General features: G+C 60.6%; 16 protein-coding genes. 8 read left to right on the forward strand and 8 right to left on the reverse strand.

Annotation, left to right across the window (positions count from 1 at the left end; genetic code table 11):
• Positions 1-363 precede the first annotated feature (363 nt).
• Positions 364-972, reverse strand: coding sequence for a hypothetical protein (locus BN5935_RS09850; RefSeq protein ID WP_064975960.1), 609 nt, complete (start codon positions 970-972; stop codon positions 364-366).
• An 84-nt stretch (positions 973-1,056) separates the two neighbouring features.
• Here BN5935_RS09850 and BN5935_RS09855 point away from each other — a divergent pair, with 84 nt between their 5' ends.
• The gene (locus tag BN5935_RS09855) at positions 1,057-1,440 is read left to right on the forward strand and encodes an MmcQ/YjbR family DNA-binding protein (protein WP_064975961.1); all 384 of its coding nucleotides are present in this window, start codon (positions 1,057-1,059) and stop codon (positions 1,438-1,440) included.
• Between the two features lie 196 nt (positions 1,441-1,636).
• Here BN5935_RS09855 and pnuC read toward each other — a convergent pair whose 3' ends face one another.
• Together pnuC and BN5935_RS09865 are read right to left on the reverse strand one after the other, a co-directional pair.
• Positions 1,637-2,236, reverse strand: a complete 600-nt coding sequence (pnuC, locus tag BN5935_RS09860) for a nicotinamide riboside transporter PnuC (protein WP_064976916.1) — start codon at positions 2,234-2,236, stop codon at positions 1,637-1,639.
• Between the two features lie 138 nt (positions 2,237-2,374).
• Positions 2,375-4,729, reverse strand: coding sequence for a TonB-dependent receptor (locus BN5935_RS09865; RefSeq protein ID WP_064975962.1), 2,355 nt, complete (start codon positions 4,727-4,729; stop codon positions 2,375-2,377).
• A gap of 217 nt (positions 4,730-4,946) precedes the next feature.
• On the opposite strand from BN5935_RS09865, the gene BN5935_RS09870 reads away from it, so the two are divergent.
• Positions 4,947-6,638, forward strand: a complete 1,692-nt coding sequence (locus tag BN5935_RS09870) for a SulP family inorganic anion transporter (protein ID WP_064975963.1) — start codon at positions 4,947-4,949, stop codon at positions 6,636-6,638.
• Positions 6,639-6,676: 38 nt separating this feature from the next.
• On the opposite strand, the gene BN5935_RS09875 is transcribed toward BN5935_RS09870, so the two are convergent.
• From BN5935_RS09875 to ychF, 4 genes are all read right to left on the reverse strand, one after another.
• A complete protein-coding gene (locus BN5935_RS09875; RefSeq protein ID WP_064975964.1) occupies positions 6,677-7,732 on the reverse strand; it encodes an aldose epimerase family protein in 1,056 nt (351 codons plus the stop codon).
• Between the two features lies 1 nt (position 7,733).
• Entirely contained in the window at positions 7,734-9,266 is a 1,533-nt protein-coding gene (gene gltX, locus BN5935_RS09880; RefSeq protein WP_064975965.1) for a glutamate--tRNA ligase, read from the reverse strand.
• Positions 9,267-9,379: 113 nt separating this feature from the next.
• Complete coding sequence (locus BN5935_RS09885; protein WP_064975966.1) at positions 9,380-10,108, reverse strand: SIMPL domain-containing protein; 729 nt, start codon at positions 10,106-10,108, stop codon at positions 9,380-9,382.
• A gap of 33 nt (positions 10,109-10,141) precedes the next feature.
• Positions 10,142-11,242, reverse strand: coding sequence for a redox-regulated ATPase YchF (ychF, locus tag BN5935_RS09890; RefSeq protein ID WP_064975967.1), 1,101 nt, complete (start codon positions 11,240-11,242; stop codon positions 10,142-10,144).
• A 261-nt stretch (positions 11,243-11,503) separates the two neighbouring features.
• Here ychF and BN5935_RS09895 point away from each other — a divergent pair, with 261 nt between their 5' ends.
• The 6 genes from BN5935_RS09895 to BN5935_RS09920 all read left to right on the forward strand — a co-directional run bounded on the left by BN5935_RS09895 (position 11,504) and on the right by BN5935_RS09920 (position 17,644).
• Positions 11,504-12,664, forward strand: coding sequence for a hypothetical protein (locus BN5935_RS09895; RefSeq protein ID WP_064975968.1), 1,161 nt, complete (start codon positions 11,504-11,506; stop codon positions 12,662-12,664).
• A gap of 5 nt (positions 12,665-12,669) precedes the next feature.
• Positions 12,670-13,374 (forward strand): 16S rRNA (cytidine(1402)-2'-O)-methyltransferase, encoded by a 705-nt coding sequence (rsmI, locus tag BN5935_RS09900; RefSeq protein ID WP_064975969.1) that lies wholly within the window; start codon positions 12,670-12,672, stop codon positions 13,372-13,374.
• Between the two features lie 22 nt (positions 13,375-13,396).
• A complete protein-coding gene (locus tag BN5935_RS09905; RefSeq protein ID WP_064975970.1) occupies positions 13,397-14,782 on the forward strand; it encodes a TIGR00341 family protein in 1,386 nt (461 codons plus the stop codon).
• A 13-nt stretch (positions 14,783-14,795) separates the two neighbouring features.
• A complete protein-coding gene (locus BN5935_RS09910) occupies positions 14,796-15,713 on the forward strand; it encodes a lysophospholipid acyltransferase family protein (RefSeq protein WP_064975971.1) in 918 nt (305 codons plus the stop codon).
• On the forward strand, positions 15,700-16,716 hold the full coding sequence (locus BN5935_RS09915; RefSeq protein WP_064975972.1) for a glycosyltransferase family 2 protein: 1,017 nt from the start codon (positions 15,700-15,702) through the stop codon (positions 16,714-16,716). The genes BN5935_RS09910 and BN5935_RS09915 overlap by 14 nt, the downstream gene beginning before the upstream one ends.
• Positions 16,717-16,777: 61 nt before the next feature.
• Positions 16,778-17,644: an AraC family transcriptional regulator gene (locus tag BN5935_RS09920; RefSeq protein WP_064975973.1), complete on the forward strand. Its 867-nt coding sequence runs from the start codon at positions 16,778-16,780 to the stop codon at positions 17,642-17,644.
• A 6-nt stretch (positions 17,645-17,650) separates the two neighbouring features.
• Here BN5935_RS09920 and BN5935_RS09925 read toward each other — a convergent pair whose 3' ends face one another.
• Entirely contained in the window at positions 17,651-18,871 is a 1,221-nt protein-coding gene (locus BN5935_RS09925) for a sensor histidine kinase (protein WP_064975974.1), read from the reverse strand.
• Positions 18,872-18,944: the final 73 nt, after the last annotated feature.

The following is an 18,944-nucleotide window of genomic DNA, read 5'->3' on the forward strand; positions in this document are numbered from 1 at the left end:
CAAAATCGCAAGTGTGTGCGCACACATCGCATTTTTTAGGGTAAAAAAGCATTGGTCGCGGTTGTTACCGCGAGATTTTGCCGCTTTTTGGTCGGCAAAAAGCGGCGTAAAAACCGACCGGCAGACGAAAAAAGCTAAAAGACGCGGCCTAACGCTGACTCCGGGCGACTATTCGCGGGTTTGCAAGCAAACCGTCCCCTCCGTTCGCGCTTTTAGTCCGCATCTTTCTTGACGCTTTTTTCGCCGGGCCGGATTATTCGCCGCCGTTGGCGGCGGGGAGCAATCTGCGTTATTGCTTACAACCGCAAAAAAATGACGCGCCCTAAAATAAGGGACGCGCCGTTTTATCGTATTGAACCCCGGCTATTTCTTTTGGGCCGGAGCTGCTGCCGGGGCGGCGGGAATGGTTTCGGTGATATCCACCTCGGTCACCACCCAACTGAAAAGATCGTTGGCGCACTGGCTCTCCATTTGGCGGATCTGCGACAGGTCGGTCGTGTCGGCCAGAATGGCGTTGAAGAACTGGTCCGTCGTGGCGTAGGCCGCGTTGACCTTTCCGGCGAAGCATTCGTAGAACGCCTTCTGCTGGGAGCGGTCCAGACCCGCCGGAAGCACGCCCTGTGCGACGAGGGTGCTGTAAGGATAGATGTGGCGCATGTTGTGGGCGTCGGCATCGAGTTCATCGACGATGGTCGATACGACGACCATATCGACCGTGTCGTCCACGCCCTGCATCTCGACGAATTCCACATAGACCGGATAGCTGTTTTCGAGCTGACCGGCCACGTCGTCGGTGAACACTACGAATTCGGCGTCGGTCAGGTCGTCGAGGTAAACCATCTGGCGGTAGCTGCGCAGCGCTTCGCGCATGGCTTTGCGCTGTTCGTGGTTCCATTGGCGTTGCTGCGAGCAGCCGACGAGGCCTGCGGCGAACATGGCCAGCAGGGGGACACAGAGGAGAATTTTTTTCATTTTTACCTTGATTTTGGTTTTACTTCTGAGAGAACGCAATCCGTGTGCCAAAAAAATCGCTATATTCGCACAAAATAGCTTGTTATGGATGTTTTGAGTTTCCGCGACTACTGCCTGTCGCTGCCCCTGACCGAAGAGACGACCCCTTTCGACGAGACCACACTGGTCTATAAGATCGGCGGCAGGATGTACGCCTGCGCCGATATGGAGGCGTTCGAGTGGATTGCCGTGAAGTGCGACCCCGACGAGGCCATTGCGCTGCGCGAGCGGTATGCGGAGGTGAATCCGGCGTTTCATTTCAACAAGGTGCACTGGAACGGCATCGGCACCACGGGCGACCTGCCCGACGCTTTCATCCGCGAACAGATCCGCAACTCCTACCTGCTGGTCCTGCGGCAGAACGTCACGCCCCGGGCCCGCCGCGAGGAGATTCTGCGCTATATAGACCAACACGGCCTGCCCGTCTAAGAGGCGGGATTTAGGGGCTGCGGAGACTTTTGCACATCAGACGCGATTTCCGCTACGACCCACGCTAAATCCCGCGTTTTACGCAGGTAGGCGGTATCCGGCCCGGAACCATCCGAAGGTCGGTCGCCCCCTAAAACCCGCCTTTTAGGCGGGTAGCGCAACTCTTGCTCCGATACGGGAACTCCTGCCGCCGCCCCTAAAACCCGCGTCTTACGCGGGCTTGTTTCCTCCAGCGGAGATAACCTGCGACGGCCAGCGCCGAATAGAGGGCGTAGAGCCCTGCGGTGAGCGGAATCTCCTTATATAAATAAAGCCCCGCCGTCACGACGTCTACGGCCAGCCACACGAGCCATTGTTCGACCTGTTTGCGCGAGAGCATCCACATCGCCACGATGCTGGCGGCCGTGGTCCCGGCGTCCCAGAAGGGTACGGTGCTGTTGGTGAAATACACCAGCAGCAGGTAGATGGCCGCATGGGCCGCGGCGTAGACCCCGACGAGCCCCGGAATCTGCCGCAGGGGCGTGTGAACGATCTCCGCAGGGACTTTCTTCGGAGCTTTCGGAGCAGCGTGCCGCCGCGCACGGCGCCATACCGCCCAACCGTACAGCCCGGCCAGCACATAGTAGACCTGCATCGAGCAGTCGGCATACAACCCCGCCTTGAAATAGAGCGTGCCGTGTACCACGGGCATCACGAGACCCACGATCCACAGCCGGATGTCGGCGCGGTATTCGAGCCAGAGATAGGTAAGTCCCAGCAAGACCCCTGCGATTTGCAGGATGAGTTTCCAATCCATCGTTATCATTTATTATCCGCCCGCCTAAGAGGCGGGTTTTAGAGTGGGTCGTAGCGGAAATTGCGTTCTGATGTGCAATAGGCCGCCGCAGCCCCTAAATCCCGCTTCTTAAGCGGGCCGGCGTAAGACGCCGGCGGGCTAAAATTTCACCGTTACGTTCGCCAGTACGTTGAGCGGCGCCTGCGGGAAGTAGAACGCGTTGTCGATCTGCTTTCCTCCGGTATATTCCGAATAGCCGTATCCGTTGCTTTCGTACTCGGTGTTGAAGAGGTTGTTGACCAGCAGTCCCAGCCGCACGCTGCGCGCCGCCTTCGTGCGGAACGTATAGGCGAGGTTGAGGTTGGTCACGCAGTAGGCGTCGAGCATCATGTCGGGATTCTCGTAGTTGGTGAAATACTGCTTGCTGACATACTGCGTGTGTAACACGGCCTCGAACCCTTTGTGGTGGAAGTCGAGCAGCAGCGCGGCGATGGTCTTGGGCGAGTAGGAGAGGCGCGTGGTCCCCATCTCGACGGTGTGATAGCCGTAATACCCGGCCACGTCGCCCGAAGTGTCGTAATCGACCACCCGGTGCACATAGTTTTCGATGCGGTTCTGCGAGAAGGTGGCGTTGGCTCCCACGGTGAACCATCCCGTCGCGCGCCACGCCGCCGACAGCTCCACGCCCCGGCGGTAGCTGTCCGCCACGTTGTCGTTCAGCGAGTCGTAGCCGTCGTTGATGCGGCCCGTCGGCACCAGTTGGTCCTTGTACTTCATGTAGTAGAAGTTCACGCCCAGCGAAAGGCGCGGAGCCGTGTACTGGTAGCCCAGCTCCCAGTCGTAGAGCTTCTCCGACGAGGGGTAGGTGTTGGCCTCGGCGAACATGTAGCGGTCGGTGAAGTCGCTGCGCGTGGGTTCCTTCTGGGCCACGGCGAACGAGAGGTAGAAGTTGTTGCACTCGGCGAGCGTGTAACTGATGCCCACACGGGGATTGAAGAAGTGATAGGTCTTGTCCACGTCGATGGGCTGCATGCCGACCTCCTCCGAAACGAAGTTGTCGTTGACGCCCCACGCCTGATAGCTGACATAACGGTACTGGAGGTCGCCGAAAAGGCGCAGTCCCCGGGCGACGGTCCACGATGCGCGGGCGAAGACGTTGGCGTCGTGCTTGTCCACGTCGTTGTCGTACCAGCGGCCGCCGATCTGACTGCTTTCCAGTCCGTCCACCCAGTCGAGCGTACCCCAGTGGGGGCAGGAGTAGTAGCTGTACGACGCTCCGAAGGTGAGATCGAGGTTGCGTACCGAATAGGACGCCGAGGCGTTCAGACCTCCTAAGTGGTTGCGCATCAGCTTTTCGCGGATGAGGTCGGCCTCTTTCCCGGCCGCGACTTCGGTCGGGATGTTGAGGTATTCGGACAGCGTGCGCCCGTCCTTATATTGTTTGTAGAAACCGTAGCCGTAGGTGTAGAATCCCGTGGCGTTCAAGGTCCACTTCTCGTTGAAACGGTGGGAGAGCACCAGCTGGTTGTTGATCTGCAGGTAGTTGTCCGTCTGGTCGTCGTAATAGCCTACCGTGGCGCGCTCCACCTTGTCGTCGTCCATGTAATAATAGGAGTGCGGGCCGTTGGAGGTGTAATACATGCCTTCGGTCTGGAACCGCCGGCCGTTGAGGCGCATCTGCTCCTTCGTAACGCCCGTGTAGGTGAGGCCGGTCTTGGCCTTGCCGCCGAACGAAAGGAATTTGAGCATCGTGTTGCCGTTGTAATACCCGGCCTGAAACATGTAGGATTTGAGGTCCGTGGCTCCGCGGTCGATGTAGCCGTCCGATCCGATGTGCGTCAGCCGTGCATCGAGGGTCCAGTGACCGCCCATCAGACCCGACGAGAGGTGTACGGCCTGCTTGTTGGTGTTGTATGAGCCGTAGGAGAGCGATGCGTCGCCTCCGAATTCGGTCTGCAGGGCGTCGGTCGACATATTGATAGCGCCGCCGAAGGCTCCCGTGCCGTTGGTCGAAATACCCGCGCCGCGTTGCACCTGCACGGTCCCCACCGACGAAATCAGGTCGGGGGTGTCGTACCAGTACATCGAGTGCGAATCGGGGTTGTTCATCGCCACGCCGTTGATCGTGACGTTGATGCGCGTGGCGTCCGTGCCGCGCAGGCGGATGGCCGTTCCGCCGATGCCGATGCCGGTCTCGTTCGTCGCCACGACCGAGGGGGTGAAAGCGATCAGCGAGGGAATGTCGAACCCGTAGCTGTTGCGGGCGATCTCGCTGCGCGTGATGTCGGAATAGGCTACGGGAGTGTTTCGGGAGGCCCGCGTGGCGGTCACCTCGACCTCCTGCAAACGGTACATCCGCACCGAATCATCGGCACCGGACGCCGGTTTTTCGGGCGTCGGAGCCGTTGTGCCGTTCGGAGCCGCATTTCCGCTCCGTTCGGGTAAATCTTCCGCGTGCAGTTGTGCGGCCGGGCAGAGCGCGGCAGCCGCAAGAATCAGAAAAATCCTTTTCATCGTTAAACTTTTTAAGTTAATAGACTGAAAAGGGGTATGAGTTGTTGATTACGCTTCGTCCCGGTCTCGGCATTACCCGTCTCCGGTTCAATGGGTATAATCTCAGCCTGACAGTAAGGCACCCCTTTGAAATATCGGGGCAAAGATAGTGTTTTTGGGGCGGATTTTGAAATTTTTTGATTAATTTTGCGGCTTCATTGAAAATTACCCGTTACAGATGAAAGTCATGTCATTCAGACCCAAGCTCTTCGATACGCTGAAGGGTTATTCCCGCGCGGATTTCCTGCGCGACCTGATGGCCGGCGTCATTGTCGGCATCGTCGCCCTGCCGCTGGCCATCGCCTTCGGCATCGCCTCGGGCGTCTCGCCCGAAAAGGGCATCATCACCGCCGTGATCGCCGGATTCGTCGTTTCGCTGCTGGGCGGCAGCCGCGTGCAGATCGGAGGCCCCACGGGCGCCTTCATCATCATCATCTACGGCATCGTCCAGCAATACGGCGAGGCGGGACTTCTGGTCGCCACGCTCATGGGCGGCGTCCTGCTGCTGGTCATGGGCCTCTGCCGGCCGGGCACGGTCATCAAATTCATCCCCTATCCGATCATCGTGGGCTTCACGAGCGGTATTGCCGTGACGATCTTCACCACGCAGGTCGCCGACCTCCTCGGGCTCGACTTCGGGGGCGAGGCCGTTCCGGGCGATTTCGCCGGGAAGTGGATGCTCTATTTCCGCCATTTTGGTTCGGTCAACGGCTGGGAGGTGGCGGTGAGCGCCGCGAGTATCCTGCTGATCGCCCTCACGCCGCGCGTCATGCGCCGCATTCCCGGATCGCTCGTGGCCATCGTCGTGATGACCGTCGCGGTATGGCTTCTGCGTACCTATGCTGGTGTCGAGGGCATCGACACCATCGGCGACCGCTTCACCATCCGCGCCGAACTTCCCGCCGCCGCCCTTCCGGCGATCGACTGGGAGGCGATCCGCAACCTCTTCCCCGTGGCTGTCACCATCGCCATTCTGGGCGCCATCGAATCGCTGTTGTCGGCGACGGTGGCCGACGGCGTGATCGACGACCGCCACGACTCCAACACCGAACTCATCGCGCAGGGCGCCGCCAACCTGCTGACGCCGCTCTTCGGCGGCATCCCGGCCACGGGCGCCATCGCCCGCACGATGACCAACATCAACAACGGCGGCCGCACGCCCGTCGCGGGTATCGTCCACGCCGTGGTGCTGCTGCTGATCCTCGTGCTGTTCATGCCGCTGGCGCAATATATCCCGATGGCTTGTCTGGCGGGCGTACTGGCTGTCGTGGCCTATAATATGAGCGGCTGGCGAACTTTCCGGGCTCTGCTTCGCAACCCCCGCTCGGATGTCGCGGTGCTGCTGCTGACCTTCTTCCTGACGGTGGTCTTCGACCTGACGATCGCTATCGAGGTGGGCCTGCTGATCGCCTGCGTGCTCTTTATGAAACGGGTGATGGAGACCACCGAAATCTCGGTCATCCGCGACGAGATCGACCCTTCGGCGGGGCTCGACGTGGCTACGCACGAGGAACCCCTCGCGGTGCCCGAGGGAGTGGAGGTCTACGAGATCAACGGACCCTATTTCTTCGGTATCGCCACACGTTTCGAGGAGCTGATGGCTCAGATCGGCGACCGTCCCCGGGTGCGGATCATCCGCATGCGCAAGGTGCCGTTCATCGACTCCACGGGCATTCACAACCTCACGACGCTGTGCGAAATGTCGCACCGCAACAAGATCACGGTGGTGCTTTCGGGCGTCAACGACGATGTCCGCGCCGCGCTCGAACGCTCGGGTCTCTACGAACTTCTCGGAGGCGATAATGTCTGTCCCCACATCAATGCCGCGCTGGCGCGGGCCGGTCAGATCATCGCACAGACGGAGCAGTAAAACGAAGCGGCGGCCCATCGGGCCGCCGCTTTTTCTGTTTAGAACGTTCCGAAGCGGAACACGATCTTCTGGCAGTAGAGTTCGCCGGGCCGGAGCAGCGGCGAGGGGAACTCGGGGTGGTTCACGGCGTCGGGGTAGTTCTGGCACTCCATCGCCACGCCGTCGTAGTCGGCATAACGGCCTCCGGTCTTGGTCTCGGGACATCCGCCCGCGAGCCAGTTGCCCGTGTAGATCATCACGCTGGGCTGCGACGAGAGCACCTTCACCGAACGGCCCGACTTGGCTTCGCGCAGTTCGCCGACCTCGCCCAAAATGTTGGGCTTCCAGTTGTCGACGACGAACGGATGGTCGTAACCCTTGAAGTCGCGGATGTGGTTGAATTCCGAGTCGATGCCGGGGCGGAACGTCCGGAATTCCCGAAAGTCCTGCGGCGTGCCGGCTGCGTCGAGCAGTTTGCCCGTGGGAATCTGCTTGTCGTTCATCTCCAGCACCTTCGAGCTGTTGAGCCGCAGTTCGTGGTCGAGGACCGACCCGCTGCCGTCGCCCGCGAGGTTGAAATAGACGTGGTTGGTGAGGTTCACGACCGTCGTTTTGTCGGTTTTGGCCAGATAGGTGATCTCCAGCGCGTTGTCGTCGTCGAAGTCGAAAACGGCCTCGACGCACAGCTCTCCGGGATAGCCTTGGTCGCCGTCTTCCGAGACGAGCGACATCACCACACGGTTGGTCTCCACACGGCTCTCCCAGACGCGGTTGGCGAATCCTTTCGTGCCGCCGTGCAGGTGGTTTACGCCGTTGTTGACCTCCAGCCGGTATTCCTTGCCTTCGACCATCATCTGCCCGTAGGCGATGCGGTTGGCGCAGCGGCCTACGCTCTTGCCCGAGGCGGCTCCGTCGAAGAAATAACCTTCGGGATGCTTGTAGCCCAGCACCACGTCGGCCATGCGGCCCTCGCGGTCGGGCATCGTCACCGAGACGATCGCGGCGCCGTAGTTCGAAAGCCGGACCTCGGCTCCCGAGTCGTTGCGCAGCGTGTAGAGGATGATCGCCTCGCCTTCCGGGGTCATGCCCCAGACGTTCTGTTCGATTGCTACCATTTTATTCAGCGGGTTTTAGGTTGTTCAATAGGTTGTCGATGCGTTTCAGGCACTCCTCTTTGCCGATGAACGACGTCACATCGTACATCCCGGGGCCTTTCCCGGCGCCCACGAGCGCCAGCCGCAGGGTGTTCATCACCTGTCCCATGCCGTAGCCTTTCTCCTCGATCCAGCCGTGGACGATGCGCTCGGTGTTCTCCAGCGAGAAGTCGTCGATACCCTCCAATACGCCGCGCAGTTCGCGCAGGATGGCGGGATTCTGGCCTTTCCAGTACTTTTTGGCCTGCTTCTCCTCGTACTCGGCGGGAGCCACGAAGAAGAACGACGTGAGGTCCCACAGGTCGGTCGTGAACGTCGCGCGCTCCTTCATGATGCCCGCGGCCCGTCCGGCCAGCTCGTCCGACACCTCGATGCCGTGCTCGCGCAGGACAGGCTGGTAGAGGACAGCCAGCTCGGCGTCCGTCTTGCGGTGCATGTACTGGGCGTTGAACCACTTGGCCTTGTCGGGCTGGAAGCGGGCGCCCGATTTCGAGACCCTCTCCAGCGAAAAGTTGTCGATCAGCTCCTGCATCGAGAACAGCTCCTGCTCCGTGCCGGGGTTCCAGCCCAGCAGAGCCAGCATGTTGATGAACGCCTCGGGGAAATAGCCGTCCTCGCGGTATCCGTGGGCGGTCTCCCCGGTCGGGGAGGTCCAGAAAAGCGGAAATACCGGAAATCCCATCTTGTCGCCGTCGCGCTTCGAGAGCTTGCCGCCGCCCGTGGGCTTCAGCAGCAGGGGCAGGTGGGCGAACTGCGGCTGTGCGTCCGTCCATCCGAAGGCCTTGTACAAAAGATAGTGCAGGGGCAGCGACGGGAGCCACTCCTCGCCGCGGATGACGTGCGACACCTCCATCAGACGGTCGTCGACGATGTTCGCCAGATGGTAGGTGGGCAGTGCGTCGGCCGACTTGTAGAGCACCTTGTCGTCCAGCGTCGAGGTGTTGACCTCCACATGGCCGCGGATCAGGTCGTCCATTTCGACCACCTCGTTCTCGGGCATCCTGAAGCGGATGACCCACTGGTCCCCGCGGTCGATGCGGGCCTTGACCTCCTCGGCCGGCAGAGCCAGCGACGTGGCCAGTTTTTCGCGCACGGCGTAATTATAGGCGAACGCCTCGCCGCGCGCCTCGGCCTCCTTGCGCAGGGCGTCGAGCTCTTCGGCGGTGTCGAAGGCGTAGTAGGCCCACCCGGCTTCGACGAGTTGCAGGGCGTATTTGAGGTATATCTCGCGCCGTTCGCTCTGGCGGTAGGGGGCGTGGGGCCCTCCGACGCCGACGCCCTCGTCGATCTCGATGCCGCACCATTTGAGCGATTCCAGAATGTAATCCTCGGCGCCCGGCACGAAGCGCTGCGAGTCGGTGTCCTCGATGCGGAGGATCATCGTGCCTTTGTGCCGGCGGGCGAACAGGTAGTTATACAGTGCCGTGCGGACGCCCCCGATGTGCAGGGGCCCGGTGGGGCTGGGTGCGAAACGCACCCGAACGGGTCTTTCCATGATTATGTTACTGTTTTTTTACTTTAGTTGTTACGACATGCGGGAGTGCCGGGGTTGGACGGAGGATGGCCGGTCCGACCATCGCCCCTAACCCCCCCCCTCTCTCGGACGGGTTATTTTATGCGGTATTCGATCCGCATGGTGATGCGGGCCTTCTTGTTGCGGTTGGCGGTGTTGAACGAACCTCCGGCCGAGAACTCCTCGTTGGAGTTGGCTCCGGTGATCTGGAAAACGCCCATGCGCGCCGACGAGACGCTGCCGATCTTCGCCCCGGCATTCACGGCGATCTTCTCGGCCCGCAGGCGGGCATCGGCCGAAGCCTTCTCGATCAGCCCCATCTTCACATCGTCGAGTTTCGTGTAGTAGTAGTCCGGGGCGTATGCCTCGATCGACACGCCTTGAGCGATCAGCGACGAGATTTCGCGCGAGATGGTCTCCACCTTCTCCACGTCGGACGATTCGACCGTGAAGCGCTGGCGCAACTGGTAACCCGCAAAACGCTGCCCGGCCCAGTTGCCCGAGGCGTTGTAGACAGGGGTGTACTGCTTGTCGACGTTCACGAACGCAAAGACCACCGCCCCGGCGGGCACACCCTTGTCTGCGAGGTATTTCTGCACCTTCTGCTTGCTCTGCTCGATCCGGGCGTAGCCCGCGGCGACGTTCTCCGCCTCGGCGGTCAGCGTCCCCGACCAGACGATCAGGTCCGAAGTGAATTCCGTTTCGCCCAGCCCGGTTACGACAATGGTGTCCTGCGACCGGTATTTGTAGGTGTAGGCGCGTGCGAGCACGACGGCGCAGACGATGGCGGCGATGCCCAGAAGGATGTACTTCGAATTTTTCATGGCGGTATGTTTTTTAAGGTTCTCTCCCGTGTGTCAGACGTTGAACAGGAAGTGCATGATGTCGCCGTCCTGCACGACGTATTCCTTGCCTTCGATGCCGATTTTTCCCGCATCGCGGCACGCTTTCTCCGACCCCAGCGTCACATAGTCGTCGTACTTGATGACCTCGGCGCGGATGAATCCCTTCTCGAAGTCGGTGTGGATGATTCCGGCCGTCTGCGGGGCTTTCATGCCGCGCGAGTAGGTCCATGCACGGGTCTCGTCGGCTCCGGTGGTGAAGAACGTTTCAAGATTGAGCAATTTGTAGGCCGATTTTATCAGACGAGCGACACCCGACTCCTCCAGCCCGAGGTCCTCGAGGAACATCTGGCGCTCCTCGTAGCTCTCCAGCTCGGCGATGTCGGCTTCCGTGGCGGCGGCGATGACGAGCATTTCAGCTTTCTCTCCGGCGATGGCGGCCCGGACGGCTTCGGTGTAGGCATTGCCCGTCGCGGCGCTCTTCTCATCGACGTTGCAGACGTAGAGCACCGGTTTGTCGGTCAGCAGGTTGAGGTCGGCGACCAGCTTGCGGTCCTCTTTGTCGAGTTCGACCGTGCGGGCCGAGAGACCCTGCTCCAGCGCCGACTTGTATTGTAACAACAGCTCCACGGCGCGCTTGGCGTTCTTGTCGCCGCCCGAGGTGGCCTGTTTCTGGATTTTGCCCAGACGCCCCTCGACGGTCTCGAGGTCTTTCAACTGCAATTCGGTGTCGATGATGCCCTTGTCGCGCACGGGATCGATTGTGCCATCGACGTGGGTGATGTTGCCGTTGTCGAAGCAGCGCAGGACGTGGATGATCGCGTGGGTGTTGCGGATGTTGCCGAGGAATTTGTTGCCCAGCCCTTCGCCTTTCGAAGCGCCTTTCACCAGCCCCGCGATGTCGACGATCTCGATCGTCGTGGGGACCACGCGCTTGGGATTGTCGATCTCGGCCAGCCGGATCAGCCGCTGGTCGGGGACCGTGATGACGCCCACGTTGGGCTCGATGGTGCAAAAGGGGAAATTCGCCGCCTGCGCCTTTGCGTTGGACAGGCAGTTGAAAAGGGTCGATTTACCGACGTTCGGCAAACCGACTATGCCGCATTGTAATGCCATTGGTTCGTTGTTCGTTTAAAAATTGTCGCACTTGAAAATAAGTTCACAAAGATAGCTATTTCTTTTTATTTCGGAGCGCGCAGACGCCAGAAAAGTCCGCTCCGGATTCGTTTCGGGCAAAAGGTTTCCGCAGGTGCCGGACATTCCTGAATTTTTTCTATCTTTGGCTTCGCCTTGGATACTCCCGCTCGGCAATGTTCAAATAAATTTGACATTGCCCTCACTTATTCGTATCTTTGGTGCTTGAAATTGGATGGAACTATGGATTTGAAAACGATACAAGGCGAATTGCGGCAGCTCTCGGCCCTCGTCGAAGGATGGGCGCAGACGGACGGAATCCCGGCCCTCGAACGCGATCTGGCGCTCGAAAAATTGCGGTCGCTCTATGACAAGGTGCGCTTCGGTGCTGTGGATTCCGATGCGGTAATTGCTGATGCAGAGGATGTTGCGGTAGTTGCAGAGGCCATCGACTTGGGCGATGTGCTCTCGCTCGATCCTTCTGCCGGGGAGGACGAACCGGTGTCGGAAGCCGCGGAAGAGGAACCTGCGGAGGAGGTTGCCGAAGAGGTGATCCCGGGACCGGCGATTCCCGAGCCCGTTGCCGAATCCGAGTCTGCCGAACCCGAGCCCGTTGTGGAACCTGCCTCTGTCGAGCCCGCGCCGGTTGCAGAGCCGGTTGAGGAGCCCGCTTCGGAGCCTGTTCCAGTATCCGAGCCGGAACCCGAACCGGAACCGATCGCTGAGTCTAAGCCTGAAAAGCCCAGTTATGTGGCGCCTACGCTGTTCGGGCTGGAGGAGGAGACCATCCGCCACCGCAACAAACAGCGCGTCATCATGTCGCTTTACGATACGGCCGCCGAAACGCCCGCCCGTCCCGAACCGGCTCCCGAACCGGCTCCGAAGCCTGCGGAAACTCCGGCTCCTGTCCCCGTGGAAATACCTGCTCCGGAACCCGAGGCCGAAGAACCGGCCGCAGTTCCGGAAGAGCCCGCCGAAATACCTGAAACCCGGGAAACGTCCGCTGCGCCGCAATCTGCGGCAGAGGAGGATGACGAACCCGGCTTCGAGGAGATTACGCTAGAGGCGGCCGCTCCCGCCGGGGTCGTGCTGGGCGACGTCATCAACCACGACGTGCAGACGCTGGCCGACACGCTCGCCGCGCCGCGCGACCGGGCTTCGGAACTGCGGCGCAGCGAGCCCGTCACCGACCTGCGCAAAGCGATCGGCATCAACGACAAGTTTCTGTTGATCCGCGATCTGTTCGGGGGCGACGGCGAGGCTTACGAGCGGGCGATCGGGACGCTCAACGACTGCGCCGATTTCGACGACTGCATGATCTATATCGCCGAAAACTATGCGTGGAACCCCAATTCCGACGGGGTGAAACTGCTGATGGAACTGCTCGAACGCAAATTTGCCTGACAGCGATGGCCAAACTCTATATCGTACCTACGCCGATCGGCAATCTCGACGACATCACGCTGCGTGCGGTGAATGTCCTGCGCAGTGTGGATTTCATTCTGGCGGAGGATACGCGCACGACGTCGTTCCTTTTGAAGCACCTCGGCATCGAGCAGAAGCTCCGTTCGCACCATAAGTTCAACGAACACGCCACGGTGCAACTGGTCGCCGAGTCGATTGCTGCGGGACGCGATGCGGCTCTGGTGTCGGATGCCGGGACGCCCGGTATCTCGGACCCCGGATTCCTGCTCGTGCGCACATGCGTCGAGGCGGGGATCGAGGTCGAGACGCTGCCCGGGGCCACGGCGCTGATTCCGGCGCTGGTGCAGAGCGGATTTCCCTGCGACCGCTTCTGCTTCGAGGGCTTCCTGCCCCAGAAAAAGGGTCGCAGCAAGCAGTTGCAGACATTGGCCGACGAGGAGCGGACGATGATCTTCTACGAATCGCCCTACCGGGTGGTGAAGTGTCTGGAACAGTTCGCCGAGGTCTTCGGTCCCGAACGCCGGGTCTCGGTGTCGCGGGAGCTGACCAAGAAATTCGAACAGACCGTGCGCGGCACCGTCGCCGAGGTGCTGGAGCATTTCCGGGCGACCGAGCCCAAGGGGGAGTTCGTGATCGTCGTGGCCGGAAAGCCCAAGGCCCGGCGCGCGCAGGAGTTGCAGGAGGAGTAATTTAATATGGAACAGACCGGTTATGGAAAATAATCCTACGGACAATACACAGCAGGTGCGGCGCTCGTTCTCGGCATGGATCGGGGAGCTGCGCGAGTTTATGAAGGGACGTTTCAGTCTCGAGGAGGATCAGGCGCAGCGCGACGAGGTCGTGGCCGCCATTTCGAAGGGCGTGGTGTTCCGCGGCGTCAACCTCTGGGTGCTGATCTTCGCCACGATGATCGCGTCGCTGGGCCTGAACGTCAATTCGGCCGCCGTGATTATCGGCGCGATGCTCATCTCGCCGATCATGGGCCCGATCATGGGCGTGGGCCTGTCGCTGGGCATCAACGATTTCGACCTGCTGAAAAAGTCGCTGCGCAACCTGACGCTGATGTTCATCGTTGCGATCATCACCTCGACGGTCTATTTCTTCATCTCGCCCCTTTCGTCGAACAGCAGCGAACTGCTGGCGCGCACCGTGCCCACGACCTACGACGTGCTGATCGCCCTCTTCGGCGGTCTGGCGGGCATCGTGGCGCAGACGCGGCAGGACCGCACCTCGACGGTGATTCCCGGCGTGGCCATCGCCACGGCGCTGATCCCGCCCCTCTGTACGGCGGGCTTCGGACTGGCTACGGGGCAGTTCCGCTTCTTCTTCGGGGCGTTCTACCTCTTCTTCATCAACTCGGTCTTCATCGCGCTGGCGACCTATGCCATGGTGCGGTTCCTGAAATACGAAAAGAAAGCCTTCATCGACAAGAACCGCGAACGCACGGTCAAGCGGCTGATGATGGTCATCACGTTGGTGACCTTCATCCCGAGCGTCGTCATCGGGTTCCACATGGTCCGGGTCTCGGTGTTCGAGGCCGTGGCCGACAAATATGTGTCGCAGGTCTTCAATTTCCCGCATACGCGCGTGATCGAGTGCAACAAGCACTACGCGCAGGGCAAGAATCCGTCGCAGATCGAACTGCTGCTGGTGGGCGAACCGCTGGGTGAGGAGGTGATCGAGAATGCCCGGACGCAGATGGGCGGTTTCGGGCTGGAGAATGCCGAACTGGTCGTCCGGCAGGCCAACACCGAGGACAAGATCGACGTGGCGTCGCTGCAGCAGAGCTACAAGGAGCTGCTGGAGGAGAAAAACCGTCGTATCGGCGAGATGTCCGCACAATTGAAACGCTACCGGGTGACCAACGTCGAGGTGGACGACATCTCGCGCGAGGTGGGGGCCATGATGGAGAACATCGGCGCTATTTCGCTGATGAAGGGCATCACGTTCGACGTGAAGGGCACGCCCGGCGACACGACGCTCGTGTGCGTGGTGACGCCCAAGGACCCTGCGGAGGCGATCGACCGGGAGACGCTCTCCCGCTGGCTGAGGATCCGCACTAAGGTCGAGAACGTGAAACTTTTCGTAGAACCGTAACCGCACGGCAGGTATGAAAACGACGGAACTGACCCTCATGCAGCGAATCGGACTGGAGTCTCTCTGGCTCGGGGCGCGTGTGTTCGCCGTGATGCCGTATTGGTTCAAGTATTATGTGGTCGAGAACCTGATCTTCGCGCTGCTCTATTACTGCCTGCGCTACCGCATGAAGGTCGTGAAGACCAACCTCCGGAACTCATTTCCCGAGAAGGACGAACGCGAACTGGCCGTCATCCGGCGGAAGTTCTACCGCACGCTGGCCGAGATTTTCGTCGATACGATCAATCTGGCCGACCTGACGCCCGAGAAGGGCCGCTCCCTGCTGACCGTCAAGGGGCTGGAGGAGCAGAAAGAGCGGGTCGGAGGCCGCGACTGGATCGCCATGACGGCCCATTTCGGCTGCTGGGAATACTGCTCGTTCTGGGGTCTGTACGACCCGACGCAGATCGTCGTCGCGGTCTACCATCCGCTGCGGAGCAAGATCGTGGAGGCGCTGTACCAGCGGCTCCGCAACGGGGATTACGCCACGACGGTCTCGATGAAGGAGAGCCTGCGCTTCTACCTGCGCAACCGGGAAAAGGGCATCGACGGCAAGAACCTCGCCATGGGACTCATCGCCGACCAGAATCCCCCGCGGCGTCCCGACAGCCATTGGTTCCGCTTCCTCAATCAGGATACGATCTTCTTCGACGGGGGCGAAAAACTGGCCCTGCGCTGTCGGCTCCCGGTTTATTTCGTGAAAATGGACCGCGTGCGGCGGGGCCGTTATGAAATGTCTTTCGAGCAGATCTACGACGGTAAAGAGGAGGTCGCCGAATACGAAATCACGGAGCGGTACGTTCGTATGCTGGAGACGGAGATTCGCCGGCGTCCCGAACTCTGGATGTGGTCGCACCGCCGCTGGAAACACAAACGAAATGCCAGTCGCTAAAATCGTCATATTGAATTGGAACGGCGCCGGACACCTGCGCCGTTTTCTGCCGTCGGTCGTGGCCGCGGCTCCCGAAGGGGTCGAAGTTGTGGTGGCCGACAACGGATCGACGGACGATTCCGTGGCGATCCTCGCCGCCGAATTCCCTACGGTCTCGGTGCTGCGCATGGATGCCAATTACGGCTTTGCCGGCGGTTACAACCGGGCGCTGGAGCAGATCGAGGCCGACTATTACCTGCTGCTCAACTCCGATATCGAGACGCCTCCGGGGTGGCTCGGGCCGATCTTGGACTGCCTAAGCAAAAATCCCGACGTGGCGGTCGTCGCGCCGAAACTGATCTCCTATGCCGACCGGACGATGTTCGAATACGCCGGGGCTTCGGGCGGATTCATCGACTTTCTGGGCTATCCCTTCTGCCGGGGCCGCATCCTGCGCTGCGTGGAGGAGGACCGGGGACAGTACGACGACGCCCGCGACGTATTCTGGGTGAGCGGCGCGGCTTTCTGCTGCCGGGCCGACGTGTTCCGGGCGCTGGGAGGCTTCGACGCCGATTTCTTCGCCCACATGGAGGAGATCGACCTCTGCTGGCGGATGCAGTTGGCGGGCTACCGCGTGCGGGTCGTTCCCCAAAGCACGGTCTACCACCTCGGTGGCGGTACGCTCCAGACCGATTCGCCGACCAAGGTCTTCTACAATCACCGGAACAATCTGGCGATGCTTTATAAATGTACCTCCACCGGGCAGCGGCTTTTCGTGGCCGTGGCGCGTCCGGCGCTCGACCTGCTGGCGGCTTTCTCCTATCTGGTGCAGGGACGCGGGGATAATTTCCGGGCCGTGTTCCGTGCCTACCGCGATTTTTTCCGCTGGCATAAGATGCTCTCCCGCAAGCGGCGCACGATCCGTGCGACCCGCAAAGGTTCCGCCGCGGAGCATATTTACCGCGGTTCGGTGGTCCTGCGCTACCTTTTCGGGCGGCGCACTTTCGCCAAGATGATGCCTTGAAGCTGAAATCCGCAAAATCGGAAAAGTCCGTTCGTCCCGCAGGCGGTACCTTTGTCCCGAGATGAAGAACAAACCAGCCACCACGAACGACTATCAGCAGCGCATCAACCGGGTCGTCGAGTACATCCGGATGCACCTCGACGAAGATATCGACCTGCGCGCCTTAGCCGAACTGTCGGCATTCTCCCCGTACCATTTCCACCGCATCGTGTCGGCCCTGCTGGGGGAGCCGCTCGGTGAATTCATCGCCCGCACGCGGATCGAAACGGCCGCCCGGCTGCTGTGCTATACGGACGTTCCCGTCGCGGAGATCGCCTACCGCGTGGGTTACGACACGCCCTCGTCGCTGAGCAAGGCGTTCCGGCGGTTTTTCGGCATCTCGCCCAAAGCGTATCGAATCACTAAAAACCGTCCGATGATGAAAACCGACATCCAACCCGACGCCGAAATCCGGCTGTCGAAACCCCGGATCAGCGAGATTCCCGCCAAAACCGTGGCTTACATCCGCGCACAGGGAAATTACAGCAAGGTCGATTACGGCTCCTATTTCACCCGGCTGTGGGGTTACGTCAGGGAGCATAAGCTCTTTACTGCGGGGATCGAAAACCTCGTGATCTACCACAACGACCCCGACATTTCGCAGGCGGGCGACCTGCGCTGCGACGTATGTCTCGCACTGCCCGGAGGAAGGGCGGTTGCCGACGGCGATATCGGCGTGAAGGAGATCGCCGGGGGCAAATATGCCGTGTTTCTCTATACGGGGCCTTATACCGGACTGGGGAGTGCCTACCGGAAAATCTGCGGCGAATGGCTCCCGGAAAGCGGCTGCGCGCTGCGCGACAGCCCTTGTTTCGAGAAATACATCAACCATCCCGACCGGGTCCCGGCCGGGAAACTGAAAACCGAGATTTACGTTCCGCTGATGTGACGGGAATTACTGCCGGGGTTCGTAAGGCAGCGTGAACCAGAAGGTCGAGCCTTTCCCGACCTCGGACTCCACGCCGATCTCTCCGCCCAGCGCCTTGACGATCGATTTCGAGATCGCCAGCCCGATGCCGATGCCCTGCTTGTGCGACCCGGCCTTGACGAAGCGTTTGAACAACTGTCCCCGTACCTCCTCGGGAATACCCGTTCCGGTGTCCGAGACATAAATGCGGATTTCCCCCCCCCGGATGTCGTATCCGAAATCGATACTGCCCCGGGCCGTGAATTTCACGGCGTTGCTCAGGAAGTTGGCCATCACCTGCGACAACCGGTTGCGGTCGGTGCGGAGGTAGCACGAGGGATATTTCCGGTGGAACGTGATCGTCGTGGGACTGTCTTCGGACTGCCGCAGCCGGCAGAGGTGCTCCTGCTCCTCCATGATGGTATTCAGTTCGATGTCGGAGTATTCGTATTCGAGTTCCCCGGCTTCGATCTTCGAGAGGTCGAGGATGTCGTTCACCAGTTGCAGCAGCAGTTCGTTGTTGGTCCGGATGATGCGGAGATACTCCTGCTTCTCCTCGGGGGTGGGGTCGGTTGCGAGGAGTTCCGAGAATCCGACGATGGCATTGAGCGGCGTGCGCAGTTCGTGGCTCGTGTTGGCCAGAAAGAACGTTTTCATACGGTCTGCTTCCTCGGCACGCCTGCGCGCTTTTTCCAACTCGCGCTGGGCGTTTTTCTGGTTCGTGATGTCGTTGACGGTCAGTACCATCCGGACCGTACTGCCGAAGGTCAGGTAATTGCCGGCCACCGATACGTCGCAATCGACGGTCTGCGTGCGGTCGTCGGAGGTGTAAAGGACCATCGGGGCCTCGACTCCCGAGAAATTCCGTCCCGTGCGGAACGCTTCGGCAATGGCCGACCGCACGGGGCAGTCGGCGCAGAGGTCGTGGGTGCCGCAGACGCCGGCATCTTCGCCGTTCTTGCACCGCAACAGGTTCCCGACCTTGGGAGGCACGGCTTTCGGAGCCGTACCCGTCACGGTGTAGTAATTGGTCTGGTGGACATTGAAGTCGGGATCGATCAGCAGGACATAGGCTGCGACACTGCGGAATATCTCGTCGTTGACACGGCTGCTTATCCGAACGTAACGACGCTGCCAGATGATACGGCCGGTCAGGAGAACACACGCCACTGCCAACACCGCCGTACTGATTATCCCCGATAAGCACATCCTGTTCCTGTTTTTCGATTATGCCACCAAAGATAGGCAAAATCCGGTGAGGTGGAAAGGAAAGTGCAAAAAA

Source organism: Alistipes provencensis (assembly GCF_900083545.1).
Taxonomy (GTDB): domain Bacteria; phylum Bacteroidota; class Bacteroidia; order Bacteroidales; family Rikenellaceae; genus Alistipes; species Alistipes provencensis.

Excerpts from the sequence above, each read along its gene's own strand:
- BN5935_RS09885 (WP_064975966.1), bottom strand. The coding sequence starts at position 10,108 with ATGAAAAATTCGAAGTACATCCTTCTGGGCATCGCCGCCATCGTCTGC.
- BN5935_RS09905 (WP_064975970.1), top strand. The coding sequence starts at position 13,397 with ATGGAAAATAATCCTACGGACAATACACAGCAGGTGCGGCGCTCGTTC.
- BN5935_RS09875 (WP_064975964.1), bottom strand. The coding sequence starts at position 7,732 with ATGGTAGCAATCGAACAGAACGTCTGGGGCATGACCCCGGAAGGCGAG.
- BN5935_RS09910 (WP_064975971.1), top strand. The coding sequence starts at position 14,796 with ATGAAAACGACGGAACTGACCCTCATGCAGCGAATCGGACTGGAGTCT.
- pnuC (WP_064976916.1), bottom strand. The coding sequence starts at position 2,236 with ATGGATTGGAAACTCATCCTGCAAATCGCAGGGGTCTTGCTGGGACTT.
- gltX (WP_064975965.1), bottom strand. The coding sequence starts at position 9,266 with ATGGAAAGACCCGTTCGGGTGCGTTTCGCACCCAGCCCCACCGGGCCC.
- BN5935_RS09865 (WP_064975962.1), bottom strand. The coding sequence starts at position 4,729 with ATGAAAAGGATTTTTCTGATTCTTGCGGCTGCCGCGCTCTGCCCGGCC.
- BN5935_RS09855 (WP_064975961.1), top strand. The coding sequence starts at position 1,057 with ATGGATGTTTTGAGTTTCCGCGACTACTGCCTGTCGCTGCCCCTGACC.
- ychF (WP_064975967.1), bottom strand. The coding sequence starts at position 11,242 with ATGGCATTACAATGCGGCATAGTCGGTTTGCCGAACGTCGGTAAATCG.
- rsmI (WP_064975969.1), top strand. The coding sequence starts at position 12,670 with ATGGCCAAACTCTATATCGTACCTACGCCGATCGGCAATCTCGACGAC.
- BN5935_RS09920 (WP_064975973.1), top strand. The coding sequence starts at position 16,778 with ATGAAGAACAAACCAGCCACCACGAACGACTATCAGCAGCGCATCAAC.
- BN5935_RS09915 (WP_064975972.1), top strand. The coding sequence starts at position 15,700 with ATGCCAGTCGCTAAAATCGTCATATTGAATTGGAACGGCGCCGGACAC.
- BN5935_RS09895 (WP_064975968.1), top strand. The coding sequence starts at position 11,504 with ATGGATTTGAAAACGATACAAGGCGAATTGCGGCAGCTCTCGGCCCTC.
- BN5935_RS09925 (WP_064975974.1), bottom strand. The coding sequence starts at position 18,871 with ATGTGCTTATCGGGGATAATCAGTACGGCGGTGTTGGCAGTGGCGTGT.
- BN5935_RS09850 (WP_064975960.1), bottom strand. The coding sequence starts at position 972 with ATGAAAAAAATTCTCCTCTGTGTCCCCCTGCTGGCCATGTTCGCCGCA.
- BN5935_RS09870 (WP_064975963.1), top strand. The coding sequence starts at position 4,947 with ATGAAAGTCATGTCATTCAGACCCAAGCTCTTCGATACGCTGAAGGGT.